The organism is Nostoc sp. TCL26-01 (assembly GCF_013393945.1).
GTDB lineage: Bacteria > Cyanobacteriota > Cyanobacteriia > Cyanobacteriales > Nostocaceae > Trichormus.
On sequence record NZ_CP040297.1, the window covers coordinates 2,104,009 to 2,117,236 of the forward strand.

Here is a 13,228-nt window from a genome sequence, read left to right on the forward strand (position 1 = left end):
GACGTTGCATTGCAACGTCTCTAGATTTCAAGGGAATGGGATGGAGTATTCAATTACTCAGCGACTAATGCAGGGAACTGAATCGTGTCAGTGGATGCTGTATTGATGGGATAACCTGCGGTATGAAAAAACTTAGTATTGATGAGTTCTTTCAATGTTTGGACATCGCTTTGCCACTTGTCAATCACTGCACTAATAGCAGCCAAACGTTCTGTTGGTTCTTCTTGAGTAATTCCCCTACTGAAGTTAGCCGAAAATAGGACAGCAGGCTTGGTTGTTTGGTCTGGATATTGTAACTGTGCTTCATTAATATCCAGATATAATTGTGTGCTATCCAGCGTGTAAACCAGTCGCATAGAAGCTTGCACTGGCGCATTACCAAAATCTTGCCATGCTCCTGGCTGGAGGAGTTTGCTAAAAATATAGTTGGGGGCGCTGGGATTGTTTTGCTCGTAAATAGCCAAGCCTCTCAAGTTAATGCCTACGCCTTGATAATTTACCTGTTTTACTGTTTCAATATATTTATGAGCAATGGCGGGAATCTGCACTTCATCAGCTTCTTTATTCGCGATCGCTTCTGCAAAAATAACTCTATTCACCTCTGCAACTACACTCACCCCATTCTGAAACACCACTTGAGCCGCAGTATTAGTGAGGACTGCTGGTCTAGCCAATTCCCAATCACCGGGAATAATCCCTGTATACTTGAGAAAGTCGGCAGTTAATATGCTGGGATTTTGTTGTTTGGTAGCGATCGCAATCAACAGTTCTTGAACTTCAAAGTTTTGGCTCATGATATTTTTCGTGTCACTAAAGAATCTAAAACTGGGTTATGTAAACCTGTAGCTATCTCAGCAATTGATAATAATGAAAGCAGCACAATTTGTTTACTCCATATTCTGAGAGCAAAAATTAGCTGATAGTTATCTGCTTCTAAATATTGCCAGCAAATAGAAGTTTAAATAAATTCAACAATTAGACTTAAATGGGCGTTAGCAGTTTTTTTAGGTCAGTACCATAAAAAAGATGTACCAAAAACACTTAAATGAATATTATCAGTATCAGTAGATTTACGACAGTACTTAAGCTTAAAGAAATATAAATTTTTTCCCCAAAGCTTTACCGTCTTCTCTGTGTCTCTGTGCCTTTGTGGTGCATAAAATTTTTTACCACAGAGACACAGCGAAAAGTCGGAGCGGAGGTTTCCTCCGTAGACGCTTTGCGGCTTGCCGCAGGCATCTGAACTTTTCAAGACAAAGCCACAAAAGACTCAGCCTAACAAGGCATCAAAGCATCTAATCTACCCAATACCGTCATATCTTCCGCATCCAACTCCAGAGGAGTACCACTGCGAATAAGTTCGGCAAAATCTTCATTGGGAACCATAATTGTCAGTGTGTATAACCGAGTAGTCCCTGTATTTTTAATCAAATGAGTACCTGTAGGTGGTACTAGTAAACTATCTCCAGCTTTAATCGGCACTTTTTTGCCATCACAAATAGCAATTCCTTCGCCCTTGAGGACAAAAAACATTTCTACAGCCCATTGATGACGATTCGGTGGTGTTTGTCCACCAACTTCAAAAATTTCTACACAACAAGTTAGAGAAGTATTAGCATTTGTCGAATCAAAGATAATGGCTAACCGATTAGTATCACGGGGACTAATGCGGTAGACTTGGTAATCTTTAGGAGATTTGATAACAGGAATTACACAACGAGTAGCGAACATTTATTTATCTCCTCCTGTAAATTCAGGATGATGGATTAATAGCTGTGAAAATCGCTGACGAGTCACTGACAAAACCAAAGCATTGTTTGACGTTATATAACGTCGCTAACCAACAGTAATCGGGAGAAGTTGTCGCTGTACAATCTTTAACTAAAATACAGTCATATCCTAAAAAGTTAGCATCACATAAGGTGGTCAGCACACATTGATCGGCATTGACACCAGTAAAGAATAATGTCGTAATTCCTAGGTTCCGTAAAATACTATCTAATGGTGTGTCCCAAAAGCCACTCATCCGATACTTGTCTACACGAATATCTGTCGGTAACTGGGGAAGTTCGTCTACTACTGCGGCTGCCCAACTACCAGCCATCAATACTTTAGCACCATTTTTCGGTAGGCGATCGCCCAAACCCACACCCTCACCTGTGGGATTGTATACGTGTAGGGCGTTGGCACTAATATTGAGTAAATCTGGACGATTACCCCAATTGAGCCAAATCACAGGTATACCAACTCGACGCAGTTCTGGGAGTAAACTATTTAAAGATTCTATAGGTTTGCGGGCTGGAGTGACATCTATACCGATATGTGCTAGCCAGCCATCAGGGTGACAGAAATCGTTCTGCATATCGATGACGAGGATGGCAGTTTTTGCCAAGTCTAAGTGCAGAGTTTTGGTTTCTGTTGATAGAATAACTGGCTGTGGTTTTTTTGGCGGACGAGTAATATCTGCGATCGCCTGATTCACCATCCACGCATTTGGTGCAACTCCCAATGTCCGATAAGGCTGATTCATAAAATTGCCACACCCAAGACAATAGTTTTAGGGCTTACGCTAGTGTAGTAAAGTTTTCGTCTTTGTTTATCAAAGGTCAATAGCCGCTTGACTGTTGACTATTGACAAGCGTAAGTCCTAACTATGTTTGTACCGTGAAATGCTCTTGAGCGTTTAATTACTTAATTAAGGTTAAAATCAATGACTTTCACTATCCAAAATGTTTTGCTGGCTATTGATGATGGTTATACCACTAGTGATGTGCAGGTTGTAGATGGGAAAATCGTTGCTGTTGCCCCAAATTTAGACGTAGTGGGTGACATAATTGATGGCACAAATAAACTCTTACTTCCAGGTTTTGTTAATGCTCATACCCACTCATCAGAAATGTGGCAAAGGGGTGTCATCTCCATTTTACCTCTAGAGTTATGGCTAGCAGAACTATATGACTTTGCCCCCATCGACACAGAAAAAGTCTATCTCAGCGCTTTGGGTACGGCCGTAGAAACTCTCTTGTCTGGTGGTACAAGTGTAGTAGATCATCTGGTATTGATTCCGGGACAGGAGTTAGAAACCATTGCTAGTGCAGTCCGGGCTTATCAGGAAGTCGGAATCCGGGCTTTTATAGCTCCCCTCCTGCAAGATGAATCCCTCAGTGCTGGCTTACCTGCTGGGGACTCTAGCCAAAGCCATGAGCCATTTTTTCGTTCCACAACTGCAACCTTGGCAATTATTGAAGAGGCTATCAAACAGTTTCATCGCCCAGATGAGGGTGTCTATATTTTAGTTGCCCCAACAGGGATACAATTGTGTACAGATGCTTTATTTGCCGGGTGTATTGAGTTAAGCGATCGCTATAATTTATGTCGTCACTCTCATTTGTTGGAAACTAAAGCCCAAGCAAAACTTGCCCAAGAAAAGTACGGTTGTAGTGCTGTTACACATCTTAAACAAATTGGTTATTTAGGCGATCGCACTTCTCTTGCTCATTGTGTCTGGTTAAACGATGCTGATATTACTATCCTCGCTGACACCAAATCTACAGTCGTTCACAATCCTTTAAGTAATTTACGGTTAGGTAGCGGTATTGCCCCAATTTTAAAATATCGCCAAGCTGGTGTAAATGTGACTTTTGGGTGTGATGGGGCTTCTAGTAATGACTCTCAAGATTTGTTGGAAGCTATCAAAATTGGGGCAATTCTGCACAACGTCACAGACTTCGATTATCGTCACTGGATCACTCCCCGACAAGCAGTAGAAATGGCTAGTTTAGGTGGTGTAAAAGCCTTGAATTTAGCAGATCAACTTGGTTCTATTACTGTAGGGAAAGAAGCTGATTTAGTATTATATAATCTGACAAATTTATCATTAATGCCCCGCACAGATCCCATTGGTTTATTAGTTTTAGGTCGTCCCACCAATGTTGTCGATAGTGCTTGGGTAAAGGGCAAACAAATTGTAGCGAATGGACAAGTAACAACAATTAATGTTGACGAATTGCGACAAGAATTATTCAACCTGAGTGAATGGACTACTCAACGCCAATCCCCCACTCGCACCCAATTAGAACATCATTATCGTCACATCATGGGTTTATCTTCATAAAAATAAATTGACTTACTTATTAGTTTTTACCAAAGTTGAATTTACGGCCTTTCTAACCAAGTCTGTAAATCAGCCAAACTGGTAAAATCTAACAATGCTTCGCTCAAATCTTCCAGTACAGGTAAAGGCAAATCAGTAATCAAGGAGCGCATTTCCTCAGATATTTCTCCAAACCGCTTAGTTAGAAGTCGGATTACGAGTTTACCTGTTGCTTCCTCACGTCCTTCCTCACGTCCTTCCTCACGTCCTTCCTCACGTCCTTCTTCTTTGATTTCTTGGTAAACTCTAGTTTCTTTGAGTGTGATCCCCAGCATAGACTCAACTTCCATCCTGCTTAATTTTTCAAACTTGTACACCATAATGGTTGTGATCATCTCTATTATGGCGCGACTTGCTTGCTCAGATACTTCTTGACGAGTTCTGTTTAACAAATATCTTGCTGTTTCTGGTGCTTGTGCTTCTTCTACCGTAGTCAGCACCATTAACGCTACCCATACAGGTAATTGACTAATATTCCCCAATTCACTCTAGTAACCTTCAAAAGACAATAACAATCCCCCACTGTAGTGTAGGGGATTAGTCATTAGTTAGCTTAAAAACTTGAGTGGCTATTTTAAGAATCAGTTTTTACGATCGTGGTTGCTTCAACTAACTTGTTAAACAGTAAATTGGCAACTTTAGCCATAAGCTTACCTTGCAGATGTTTGCCATTGAGCAACTGACGGCCAGACTCATCAGTAAAGTCTTTGAGTTTGGTGCGGTACTCAAGAATAGCGGCGGCGGTGTTAGTGTCGGGTAATCTCTCCGTTTCAATTTGGCACAAAACATACTGCCAAAAAGACATTCGACATAATGCCGAGCCGCTTGTCACCTCAATCAACTCATCACCAGATTGCTCAAGAGTTGTACCCATACCGAGGCGCATTTTGAAAGCGTCGCGGCTGCGGTTGCGTTTAACTCGTTTGACATCGCCAGGAAGCCGCTTGACCACGGTTTTACCATCTTGGCGAACTTTCTCAACCCGTTTAACTTCCCTGACCTCATACTCAATCAGTGGTTTACCGTTTACCAGGAATGCTTCAAACGGATAAATCCGACTGAGTAGCCTAGCGCGTACCCGTAAGCCAAAACCAAACTGACTAAAAATGTGGTTGTAAGGTTTGAATGATTCATGATCAAGGATAGTTTGAATTTCACCCTCAAGCCGTTGCTCACTTAAAGCAATATCACACAACCAATCAGCATGAGTTCTAAGTATGGGGTTAATAGCAATACCGTAATGCTTGGCAGATGATGACTCATATTTTTTACTCATCATCTTCCAAGCTTGCGGTGAAACTTCAAGCTCTCTTTCGGCAAGCCAACCCCAAAGTGGTGGTATATTACCGACTTTAGTACTTTTAGATTTGACGTGAGCAACTTCTGGGAATTGACAAGCTAGTAATTGCCTGGCGTAGTTGATAATTGGGTTTTGGACACGATTTAGGTGTTCAAGCTGTTGGCACAGTTCCCGTAGTTGGTCAATTGGTTCGGGGCGGTGCATGAGAAAATACTTTTGATTGAGTTCTCCATTGATGGTGTGGTGTTCACCATCTAAAGGATAGGCAGCCATAGCGAGTGCATCAGCAGCGTCTGATTTGTTGGGCAGATTTTTACCACCACGGTAACGCCGCAATTCTATGTGACCAACCCACAAAATTTTTATTCCTAAGCTGTCAATTATCTTTGACCACAGACGAGAGTAATGATTACCTGTTGGCTCAAGAATAGCAATATCAGGTTTGTGTTCTTCAAGAAAGTTAGCAAATTCAAAAGCACTTTTTTGTTTTTTCTTGGTATCAGGATTACTATAAAAAACTGGATATAAACTTGATGCTTTATTCCTGGTTTTATCCCAATATCCCTTTAAACCTCCTTTTGGATATGATGATAAAATATGAATTGTGACACTAGATTTAGAGACATCAATCCCGATAACTTTTAATTCGATTGTCATGGTTCAGCTAACAATTTATGGGTGTAATAACAGTGAGGCAACACTGTTTACTGTGTTTAAAACCCAGTCTTGAGCGCACGAATCACCCTAACGCCACACATCAATTAAGCAGTGGCGCGATTCACTCCTAAACGAACTGGGGAACCCATCTACACTTGGGGATGCTGCGCTTGAATTGGGAAACGCCTCACTAAGTAAGGGGCGCAATTCATCCACAACGCCGCCATCCCGATGTAGTGGTGCGAATTGATGTGGACTCAACCCGCGACTACGGCGTATGCCGTAGTTTCGGCTACTGAGTCAGGTAGCCATCATCAGGCGGGATTCATGATCGTGTGCAGTGCGGAGACGTAACCATCTGTAAACACTTCTAAAACTGAGTCGTCTTCATCTAAAAGTGCAATTTCTTCTGGTGTTAACAGTTTCTCAAGAGTGCAGTGTGGATAAGCTAAACGTTCACCCGTGTAGATTTCAATAAAAACATCAGTCTCACCAGGACGCGGTTTAAAAGCATCTACAATTTTTTGTTTAACTGCAACGACTTTCTGCCAGTCCTCTAAATTGGCGAGTCTTTCGCTGTTAGATTTACCACGATTTTGTTCAAAAAGCTTTGCGGGATTATTTACCCAGAATGCAAGCTGATAATTTAACATTTGTTTAGGTGGCAGCATAATACTAGGGACTCTATTCATAAATGTCATTATCTGAAAGTTAGAAACTGCCAACGGTATCGTTATCTGGGGACGTTGCCACTGAATCAAAAGGGATATCATCAGCCTCCTGTTTTGGTGATTGGACTGACTCATATTCCTTTTTAAGTTCGCGTAGTTCATTTCTGAGTTGTCTAATTTCTTGTTCAATTGCTTTTTGTGAATCTTCTCTAACTTTTCGCTCTACCATTTCCATGAGGAAACTGGTTTCAAATTCTAAATCGTCACCTTCCCACATCTCAGCAGTCATTTCTAACCGCTTGCTTTCGTAGTTGCCGAGGTTGATTACTCGTTGGTAAGTAATAGTTTTGATTTGCATAACTTGTGCTATTTTTTTGACATTGGTAGATGCACCTTAGCAGCAGCGATCGCTCTCCCAATTACAGCGATCGCTCTCCCAATTACAGCGATCGCTTGAAAAATTGTGAGCTATCCTTGAACTTTCACCGATTGATCAAAAACTACTTGAAAATTCACGTCAGGAGTGAGTCGGCGTAGGATGGTCATGTAAGCATCAGCGTCTGTCCGAGTGCGGAATCTAAGAACGCAGATATTCTTAACTTCATGGGGGCGAAAAATAGCCCAAGGTCTTAAGTCATCTTGGTAAGTCATGGTTTTAAATTGATAGTTGTCAGGGTTGCGGGTGCATGGTGTTCTTTTCCCAAGAAATAAGAATTTACGATATCCTTATGAGACTCTGGGGGAATTTTCGCCATGCGATGATTAGCTTCAAGGGTCAATTGGGCAGATATTTCTTCTATCGAATAGCCTGTATAACGGCTGATAAGTTCGGCAGCCGCAGCTAGCGCTAAAGACATACAAATGTAGTCTTTGACATAAATTTCAAATTTTTCGGTCATGTTTTTTAGTTCCAAAAAATCACCAGCTTTAGCAGCAACTAAGGCTGGTGTAATCCAGATATGTGCTACTAACGGTAACGGGCGGTAATGGTAAGAAATCGCCAGTGGGTGTATGACTGGCGAAAGCGTTTAACCTTATAGACTAAAAAGTCGTTTATCGCTTGTGATTAGTGAGATTTGCGTCTAATTAAACCTCCAAACTAAAGGACATAGCTGTACGGGACGCAGTGGTGAAGGTGTGCGCCAGGGAAATGTATTCATAACCAATTACCAGTGACCAATAACTGATCACTGACAACTGAGTATTAACTTTTAGGTTGTTTCCGCATCGGTGGCAATTCGCCTAGTGATGCGGTGGTGGCTCCTGATTTTGCCCTCACAGGCACTATGGCAAGGGATGAGGGGGGAGCAGGGAGTGAACTAATTTTGTGTTCACAAAATACTGTTATCATATTCGTACACCCACAACAATAAGTCAATAATGTGAACACAAAAAATTTTGTGTTCACAGAAGTACAATGAGGAAAATCACATGAATCAAAAAGATGAATCAAACAGGCAAGTCAGCAGGCAGGAGAAAGGAACTGCCAGAAAACGAGTCAAGGCTATCAATTCGTCTAGCGCCGGAGGACAAAGCATCTCTGAACCGGAAAGCCAAGGGATTGGGGTACAAAGACCTCAGTGCAATGATTCGAGCTTTAGCGAATGGGGATATAGAAGTGAGCGTGACGACAAACCTGTCGATGCAAATCTTGGGAAAGTCTTAGAACATCTGGGAAATCTTGAGTCTAGATTTTACAGCTATGTCCATGCTCACCAAGAAAGACTTGACATTAGACGCAAAGAAAGCGAAAACGCAGAGCTGGAGTTTCAGGAAGAAGCTAGAGAGTTAAGAGAAAAAATACTAGCATTGCTGGGTGAACAGGACAGCGAAACACCTTCCCCAGCAGAAACAACAGAAATAGAAGAAAAATCTTAAACCGTCTTTACCTTTATGGGTGAGGACGGTTTTGTTTTGCGATCGCCAACACTACGGAGCGATCGCCAATTGCCATGAAAAAACCAAAAAGCCACCCTTACTTACAAACGTAGGTGGCTTCCTGAATAGCATCTATCGGTATTATGACAGAAAACAGGAAAATACAAAATACTCAGTGCAACAACTGGACAGAGCAGCACGACGCATACTGCCTAGAGAACAAAATCACCCCCGCCGCCAAACTCCTGTGGCAATGGCTGATTCGTCAGGGAATAGGGGATGAGACAGAACCAGACCTCAACGAATTCAACGACTGGGTACAACAGCACCGAGGTAAAGGCTACTCCAGACCAACTCTCAAAGCAGCACTAGCCCAATTAGTTGAGTGTCGAGTGGTGCAGATCATAAAAAAGTTTACGTGGTCAATAGTACGAATAATTACACGTCCTCTTGATTGGTTAAAACCGCGAAAAAATTTACCAAACCGTAGTAAAACTTTCAATTTACATACTCCAAATAACCTAACTGCCGAACAGGAGTTAGACAGCAGCAGCATAGATCCTCTAACAGAAGAACGGGTAGCTGAACTTGAGGAAATTCTCAGTGAGTGTGAGCAAGCAGGTATAGTATTTGACCCTGAACAGTCACCAGAAATTTTAGACTACACCATCGAGGAAGTGAGGAGTGCGATCGCACTATTCCACAGTCGGGGTGGTCACGTCAAAGTCAAAAATCCCCAAGGTTGGCTCTTAGCTTGTTTGCGAAAGCGATGGTATGACCAACCCCAACAGTGGAGCTTTGCCGGATTACTTGCAGCCTTGGGAGTGAAGTTATGAGAGAACAACTTTCACTGTTCGACCTGCAACAGTTCACCGCACCACCAGTAATTAAGAGTGTCACTGATGACAGTTGGGATAAACCGGATTCAGTAACTAACACTGTTCTGGAGCAAACTAAGCAGTCGTCTAAAGCTGATTCTAATGTTCTGGAGCAAGCAACAACTAACACAAATAAATCTGCTCCAGAACAGTCACACTGGGTAGAAAAGTACACCGTGATTCGTTACGGTAAAGAGCATTATTACTACCGTTACCTGTGGATGTCTGGCCGGAAGCTGCACCATCGTCACATACCAGGTGGGAGTGTAAAGTCACAAATTGCTATTGGTAGAAAACAGCAAATTGAGAGAGCGATCGCAGACGGTGAAACTCCATTAGCAATAGAAAAACTCATTCGCTCCTGGCGATAATTCCCTACCTCCCCCCTCCCTGTTCCCTACTGACTAATGACTGTTGACTACTGACTAATGACCAATGACCAATGACTAATAGTGCTTTAGAGCAAATCGTAAATGAAAAATGCGATCGCATGAACGCAAGCGATCGCCAAACTGTAATTAGTAATCTCTAGGTACACTATAGTCACGGATCGATTCTGAGTGACGGTGGTAGTAAGTCAGCCGCCTCGATGAGCTTATCGCACTCCTCCCAAGCCTGATCAGCGAATCCTTGTAATGTAGTCGCCAGGGTTTTAGGGTCATCCATGTCGCCGTTAAGCACCTGCCCAATCAGGTATCCGAGCGAAAGCGCAAGTTCAGTTCTGGTAATAGTCATAATGTGGCGATCGCTGCCCTCACTTCGTCGATGTCAACTTCTAAATAGGGGTCTAAGCCTTTGTTATCACGATGTCCGGTGATTTTGCGAATTACAGCCTTATCAACCCCGTTCTTGCGTAACCTGTTTACCAGACTCCGGCGGGTAGTGTGAGTTGAGATTCCCTTAGTTCCCATTCCGGCATTCTCAGCTGCTCGTTTGAGAATGTCGTAGGCGTTTCGCCACGTAATCGGCTTAGTTCCACACCTTGAAGGGAATAACCACACCGAGTCCCCTGGTTGAAACCTAGAGAGTGACTCTCGTAAATTTTCATGCACTGCAATTTCTACCGTGTCAGCTGTACCATCTGGCCTGTGTTTGCGAATGATAGCCGGAAACACCAGCACATCTTTAGGCTTTCCGTTTTTCTCGTAAACATCGTTGATTTTTAACTTGATAAGTGCGCCCCATCGCTCACCCGTATACCAGCCAAGGTCAAAAAGCAATTTATACTTATCAGTTTTAATTTGCTTACGAATTTTGACAAAATCACTATCACTAATGACAGTGGCTCTTCCGGATCTGTTATTTTTAGCCATATAAAACTGAACTTTAGATATTCTGCTTTTACCTTTTATTTAGGTAAAAGCGGAATTTTGTAGATATTCACTAATAGTAAATATTTGCTCAATGCTATTGCTGGTAGGCATTACACGCCATCGGTGAATATGCCACTTCTACATAAAACTGGAACATTTACCAATCTTCAAATCACGAATACAACGGATTTATTCACAACAAAATAAATCCAATGGCAGAACCAACATTAATTGAAGTATTCGGTACAGGTGCAACGCAAGACGCAACGACACTCACCATTCAAAAATCAGCACTCGCCACAGTCGGACTAACAGTTGCAGCGACAAATAAACCAGAAGCTTTACTAACAGCAATAGTCAAACTTGGGGCTGTAAGCCTGACCTCAACTAACCGAGATTCAAACATCGACCAATCAATCACCATTGATGCCGACAACACCCCAAGCTTCACCACCAGAATTAACGGCACTACAACCGCTACTTACATCAGAGACACAATCAGCATAGAACTAGATAAACCTTATTCCAGCACAGGAATCGACCCAGACGATTACTAAACATGGAATTAACCCTACAGCAATTATTCGGGGTTAATAGTTCACAGAATAGTCAGACTTTAACAATCAACAAGTCTGACTTAAATTTATTAACCCCTAGCAGCAATAACACAGCCGAATCGTTACTGACTGCAATCCTATTAAAGTCACTAGAAAATTTTCAAGGTTACATAGAAGACGAGAATAACATTCCGATTACTGACGAGAATGACACTCCCATAAGCTTTGATAACAAGAATGCGTATACGTTTCTCAGAATATTCAACTGGCAGGAATTTTTTGCCAAGAGAAATAACCAGCAATTCATTAGAAAAACAATAGTAATCGACACATATGAAGCTGAATGATTTTCCCGAATTGATACAACTATCTGAAAATGATTTACTACTGGGCTGGGACAGTGTTAATGATATTGTTTCCGTGATAAAAATTAGCACTTTAAGAGACTATTTGGGAGTAGAGCCTCCAGCAGACAATACATTACCTACCCTGACATATGTTAGCAACGGTGATGCTAATGGTATGTGTTACTGGCTTGCTACTAGAGGGGGTGCTACTTGGAGTAATCCTCACAATTCAGGCAAGGTTATTGTGATTAGCAGTGGTAGTGGGGTAAGTAACCTAGCATCCATAGTAGACAGAACAACAGGGGGTGGTAACTATCCAGCTAACGCAGCTAACGCTTACTGGGGTGTTGACTTCGTTAGTCACAAATTGAAAGTGACGGACTATTTAATAAGACACGATGCTAATAGCGGTTACGCGCTAAGAAGCTGGAAATTACAGGGAAGTGACAACGGTACAACCTGGACAGACCTAAACACTCAGACAAATAACACTACACTTAATAATCCTTTTGACTGGGTGAAGGTAACAGTAAATGCTACCACTGCTTACAAATTATTAAGGCTTTTGATGACAGCAGTTAATAGCGCTGGTAGCTACGAGTTTTGTTGTAGTGAATTAGAGTTTTACGGGCAGGTAGTAGCGCTATGAGTTATTGCCAAGGTAAGAGTAAAGCCACAGTAAAAATTACCTGGAGTAAAGGGGATAAAGAGAGTGTTACCAGTGAGTATCCTGCTGTAGATGTATTTGCAGAACTCTCCTATTCATACAGAATTACCTATCATCACGATGTAGTGGCTAACAGCAATAATTTTGTAGACTCCTACGATTCATTCAAGGATTTAGGTGTACTAGAAGAACCCATTTCTTATCAGCTTGTTTCTAGTAGTGACAAAAAAATAGTAGACCTAGTTGTTACCTCTGGCAATCCAACAAAAACCACCACGATTGTGATGGCAAGAAACTCAAGTTATGGTTCAAATTTTAGTAATTTGCAGTTAGTACAAAGTGAGCTTTATACCGAGGTAAACGTAGTTGATCAGAAAGGGACGGTTAAGATACTGCGTCCCGGCAACGCAACTTGGATTGTTACTTGTGACGACGACTGTAAGCCCGGTGAAATTAAATGTGAGCATCCTGGATATCCTGGATTTTGCTGTATTCCCTGCCAAGCTACAGCCAGTAAGATTAATAATTTAGCTGCAAGGGTGGGTAGATAATCAATGGCACAGTGCAAAGATATCGACGCAGCGCTAGCAAGATTAGAGCGCAAAATTGACGCTCAAAATAAACGTATTGGAGAGTTAGAGAAAGAACAGAAAAGATGTTGTAACGACAATAAAAATAATAAAAATCAAAACTTAGATGACATATATAACAGACTGAACAAGCTTGAGAGCTATTGCCAAAGTATTGAAAATCTATTTAGTCAAATAGCAAACTTATTTAAACCGATAATTCAGATATTTAAATAAT

The 13,228-nt window shown here is 41.7% G+C and carries 19 protein-coding genes and 1 pseudogene; 9 read left to right on the forward strand and 11 right to left on the reverse strand.

From position 1 onward, the window contains the following. Positions 1 to 53: 53 nt before the first annotated feature. From FD725_RS09040 to FD725_RS09050, 3 genes are all read right to left on the reverse strand, one after another. Positions 54 to 794: a hypothetical protein gene (locus tag FD725_RS09040; RefSeq protein WP_179047815.1), complete on the reverse strand. Its 741-nt coding sequence runs from the start codon at positions 792 to 794 to the stop codon at positions 54 to 56. Between the two features lie 481 nt (positions 795 to 1,275). After that, complete coding sequence (locus FD725_RS09045) at positions 1,276 to 1,731, reverse strand: cupin domain-containing protein (RefSeq protein ID WP_179047816.1); 456 nt, start codon at positions 1,729 to 1,731, stop codon at positions 1,276 to 1,278. A gap of 22 nt (positions 1,732 to 1,753) precedes the next feature. Then, on the reverse strand, positions 1,754 to 2,530 hold the full coding sequence (locus FD725_RS09050; RefSeq protein WP_179047817.1) for a cysteine hydrolase family protein: 777 nt from the start codon (positions 2,528 to 2,530) through the stop codon (positions 1,754 to 1,756). Between the two features lie 180 nt (positions 2,531 to 2,710). Here FD725_RS09050 and FD725_RS09055 point away from each other — a divergent pair, with 180 nt between their 5' ends. Next, complete coding sequence (locus FD725_RS09055; RefSeq protein WP_179047818.1) at positions 2,711 to 4,114, forward strand: amidohydrolase; 1,404 nt, start codon at positions 2,711 to 2,713, stop codon at positions 4,112 to 4,114. A gap of 41 nt (positions 4,115 to 4,155) precedes the next feature. Here FD725_RS09055 and FD725_RS09060 read toward each other — a convergent pair. From FD725_RS09060 to FD725_RS09085, 6 genes and pseudogenes are all read right to left on the reverse strand, one after another. Next, positions 4,156 to 4,638: pseudogene (locus FD725_RS09060) on the reverse strand (DUF4351 domain-containing protein); the annotation flags it as partial. Between the two features lie 89 nt (positions 4,639 to 4,727). After that, the gene (locus FD725_RS09065) at positions 4,728 to 6,110 is read right to left on the reverse strand and encodes a transposase (protein WP_179047819.1); all 1,383 of its coding nucleotides are present in this window, start codon (positions 6,108 to 6,110) and stop codon (positions 4,728 to 4,730) included. Positions 6,111 to 6,424: 314 nt separating this feature from the next. Continuing rightward, the gene (locus FD725_RS09070; protein WP_179047820.1) at positions 6,425 to 6,802 is read right to left on the reverse strand and encodes a hypothetical protein; all 378 of its coding nucleotides are present in this window, start codon (positions 6,800 to 6,802) and stop codon (positions 6,425 to 6,427) included. 19 nt (positions 6,803 to 6,821) lie between these two features. Further along, positions 6,822 to 7,139 (reverse strand): hypothetical protein, encoded by a 318-nt coding sequence (locus FD725_RS09075; protein ID WP_179047821.1) that lies wholly within the window; start codon positions 7,137 to 7,139, stop codon positions 6,822 to 6,824. A gap of 110 nt (positions 7,140 to 7,249) precedes the next feature. Next, complete coding sequence (locus FD725_RS09080; RefSeq protein WP_179047822.1) at positions 7,250 to 7,432, reverse strand: hypothetical protein; 183 nt, start codon at positions 7,430 to 7,432, stop codon at positions 7,250 to 7,252. Beyond that, positions 7,429 to 7,680 (reverse strand): hypothetical protein, encoded by a 252-nt coding sequence (locus FD725_RS09085; protein WP_179047823.1) that lies wholly within the window; start codon positions 7,678 to 7,680, stop codon positions 7,429 to 7,431. Before FD725_RS09085 ends, FD725_RS09080 begins: the two co-directional genes overlap by 4 nt. Positions 7,681 to 8,225: 545 nt before the next feature. On the opposite strand from FD725_RS09085, the gene FD725_RS33115 reads away from it, so the two are divergent. From FD725_RS33115 to FD725_RS09100, 3 genes are all read left to right on the forward strand, one after another. After that, positions 8,226 to 8,447 carry a ribbon-helix-helix protein, CopG family gene (locus tag FD725_RS33115; RefSeq protein ID WP_179047824.1) on the forward strand — a complete coding sequence of 74 codons (222 nt, stop codon included), beginning with the start codon at positions 8,226 to 8,228 and terminating at the stop codon, positions 8,445 to 8,447. Between the two features lie 355 nt (positions 8,448 to 8,802). Beyond that, on the forward strand, positions 8,803 to 9,495 hold the full coding sequence (locus FD725_RS09095; RefSeq protein WP_179047825.1) for a hypothetical protein: 693 nt from the start codon (positions 8,803 to 8,805) through the stop codon (positions 9,493 to 9,495). Then, on the forward strand, positions 9,492 to 9,908 hold the full coding sequence (locus tag FD725_RS09100) for a hypothetical protein (protein ID WP_179047826.1): 417 nt from the start codon (positions 9,492 to 9,494) through the stop codon (positions 9,906 to 9,908). Before FD725_RS09095 ends, FD725_RS09100 begins: the two co-directional genes overlap by 4 nt. 172 nt (positions 9,909 to 10,080) lie before the next feature. Here the strand turns inward: FD725_RS09100 and FD725_RS32435 are convergent, their stop codons facing one another. Both FD725_RS32435 and FD725_RS09105 read right to left on the reverse strand, forming a co-directional pair. Then, positions 10,081 to 10,203 (reverse strand): hypothetical protein, encoded by a 123-nt coding sequence (locus FD725_RS32435; RefSeq protein ID WP_256871880.1) that lies wholly within the window; start codon positions 10,201 to 10,203, stop codon positions 10,081 to 10,083. 65 nt (positions 10,204 to 10,268) lie between these two features. Then, positions 10,269 to 10,850 (reverse strand): tyrosine-type recombinase/integrase, encoded by a 582-nt coding sequence (locus tag FD725_RS09105; RefSeq protein WP_179047827.1) that lies wholly within the window; start codon positions 10,848 to 10,850, stop codon positions 10,269 to 10,271. Between the two features lie 212 nt (positions 10,851 to 11,062). Here FD725_RS09105 and FD725_RS09110 point away from each other — a divergent pair, with 212 nt between their 5' ends. The 5 genes from FD725_RS09110 to FD725_RS09130 are packed head-to-tail and all read left to right on the forward strand — an operon-like array spanning position 11,063 to position 13,227. Next, positions 11,063 to 11,407: a hypothetical protein gene (locus FD725_RS09110; RefSeq protein ID WP_179047828.1), complete on the forward strand. Its 345-nt coding sequence runs from the start codon at positions 11,063 to 11,065 to the stop codon at positions 11,405 to 11,407. A 2-nt stretch (positions 11,408 to 11,409) separates the two neighbouring features. Next, complete coding sequence (locus FD725_RS09115; RefSeq protein WP_179047829.1) at positions 11,410 to 11,754, forward strand: hypothetical protein; 345 nt, start codon at positions 11,410 to 11,412, stop codon at positions 11,752 to 11,754. Continuing rightward, positions 11,741 to 12,403 carry a discoidin domain-containing protein gene (locus FD725_RS09120; RefSeq protein WP_179047830.1) on the forward strand — a complete coding sequence of 221 codons (663 nt, stop codon included), beginning with the start codon at positions 11,741 to 11,743 and terminating at the stop codon, positions 12,401 to 12,403. Before FD725_RS09115 ends, FD725_RS09120 begins: the two co-directional genes overlap by 14 nt. After that, the gene (locus FD725_RS09125; RefSeq protein WP_179047831.1) at positions 12,400 to 12,972 is read left to right on the forward strand and encodes a hypothetical protein; all 573 of its coding nucleotides are present in this window, start codon (positions 12,400 to 12,402) and stop codon (positions 12,970 to 12,972) included. Before FD725_RS09120 ends, FD725_RS09125 begins: the two co-directional genes overlap by 4 nt. 3 nt (positions 12,973 to 12,975) lie before the next feature. Then, complete coding sequence (locus tag FD725_RS09130) at positions 12,976 to 13,227, forward strand: hypothetical protein (protein WP_179047832.1); 252 nt, start codon at positions 12,976 to 12,978, stop codon at positions 13,225 to 13,227. The last annotated feature ends 1 nt before the right edge of the window (position 13,228 follow it).

What these genes read in the sequence shown, in the direction of transcription:
- FD725_RS09040 (WP_179047815.1), bottom strand. Translation starts at nt 794, where the DNA reads ATGAGCCAAAACTTTGAAGTTCAAGAACTGTTGATTGCGATCGCTACC.
- FD725_RS09045 (WP_179047816.1), bottom strand. Translation starts at nt 1,731, where the DNA reads ATGTTCGCTACTCGTTGTGTAATTCCTGTTATCAAATCTCCTAAAGAT.
- FD725_RS09050 (WP_179047817.1), bottom strand. Translation starts at nt 2,530, where the DNA reads ATGAATCAGCCTTATCGGACATTGGGAGTTGCACCAAATGCGTGGATG.
- FD725_RS09055 (WP_179047818.1), top strand. Translation starts at nt 2,711, where the DNA reads ATGACTTTCACTATCCAAAATGTTTTGCTGGCTATTGATGATGGTTAT.
- FD725_RS09065 (WP_179047819.1), bottom strand. Translation starts at nt 6,110, where the DNA reads ATGACAATCGAATTAAAAGTTATCGGGATTGATGTCTCTAAATCTAGT.
- FD725_RS09070 (WP_179047820.1), bottom strand. Translation starts at nt 6,802, where the DNA reads ATGAATAGAGTCCCTAGTATTATGCTGCCACCTAAACAAATGTTAAAT.
- FD725_RS09075 (WP_179047821.1), bottom strand. Translation starts at nt 7,139, where the DNA reads ATGCAAATCAAAACTATTACTTACCAACGAGTAATCAACCTCGGCAAC.
- FD725_RS09080 (WP_179047822.1), bottom strand. Translation starts at nt 7,432, where the DNA reads ATGACTTACCAAGATGACTTAAGACCTTGGGCTATTTTTCGCCCCCAT.
- FD725_RS09085 (WP_179047823.1), bottom strand. Translation starts at nt 7,680, where the DNA reads ATGACCGAAAAATTTGAAATTTATGTCAAAGACTACATTTGTATGTCT.
- FD725_RS33115 (WP_179047824.1), top strand. Translation starts at nt 8,226, where the DNA reads ATGAATCAAACAGGCAAGTCAGCAGGCAGGAGAAAGGAACTGCCAGAA.
- FD725_RS09095 (WP_179047825.1), top strand. Translation starts at nt 8,803, where the DNA reads ATGACAGAAAACAGGAAAATACAAAATACTCAGTGCAACAACTGGACA.
- FD725_RS09100 (WP_179047826.1), top strand. Translation starts at nt 9,492, where the DNA reads ATGAGAGAACAACTTTCACTGTTCGACCTGCAACAGTTCACCGCACCA.
- FD725_RS32435 (WP_256871880.1), bottom strand. Translation starts at nt 10,203, where the DNA reads ATGGATGACCCTAAAACCCTGGCGACTACATTACAAGGATTCGCTGAT.
- FD725_RS09105 (WP_179047827.1), bottom strand. Translation starts at nt 10,850, where the DNA reads ATGGCTAAAAATAACAGATCCGGAAGAGCCACTGTCATTAGTGATAGT.
- FD725_RS09110 (WP_179047828.1), top strand. Translation starts at nt 11,063, where the DNA reads ATGGCAGAACCAACATTAATTGAAGTATTCGGTACAGGTGCAACGCAA.
- FD725_RS09115 (WP_179047829.1), top strand. Translation starts at nt 11,410, where the DNA reads ATGGAATTAACCCTACAGCAATTATTCGGGGTTAATAGTTCACAGAAT.
- FD725_RS09120 (WP_179047830.1), top strand. Translation starts at nt 11,741, where the DNA reads ATGAAGCTGAATGATTTTCCCGAATTGATACAACTATCTGAAAATGAT.
- FD725_RS09125 (WP_179047831.1), top strand. Translation starts at nt 12,400, where the DNA reads ATGAGTTATTGCCAAGGTAAGAGTAAAGCCACAGTAAAAATTACCTGG.
- FD725_RS09130 (WP_179047832.1), top strand. Translation starts at nt 12,976, where the DNA reads ATGGCACAGTGCAAAGATATCGACGCAGCGCTAGCAAGATTAGAGCGC.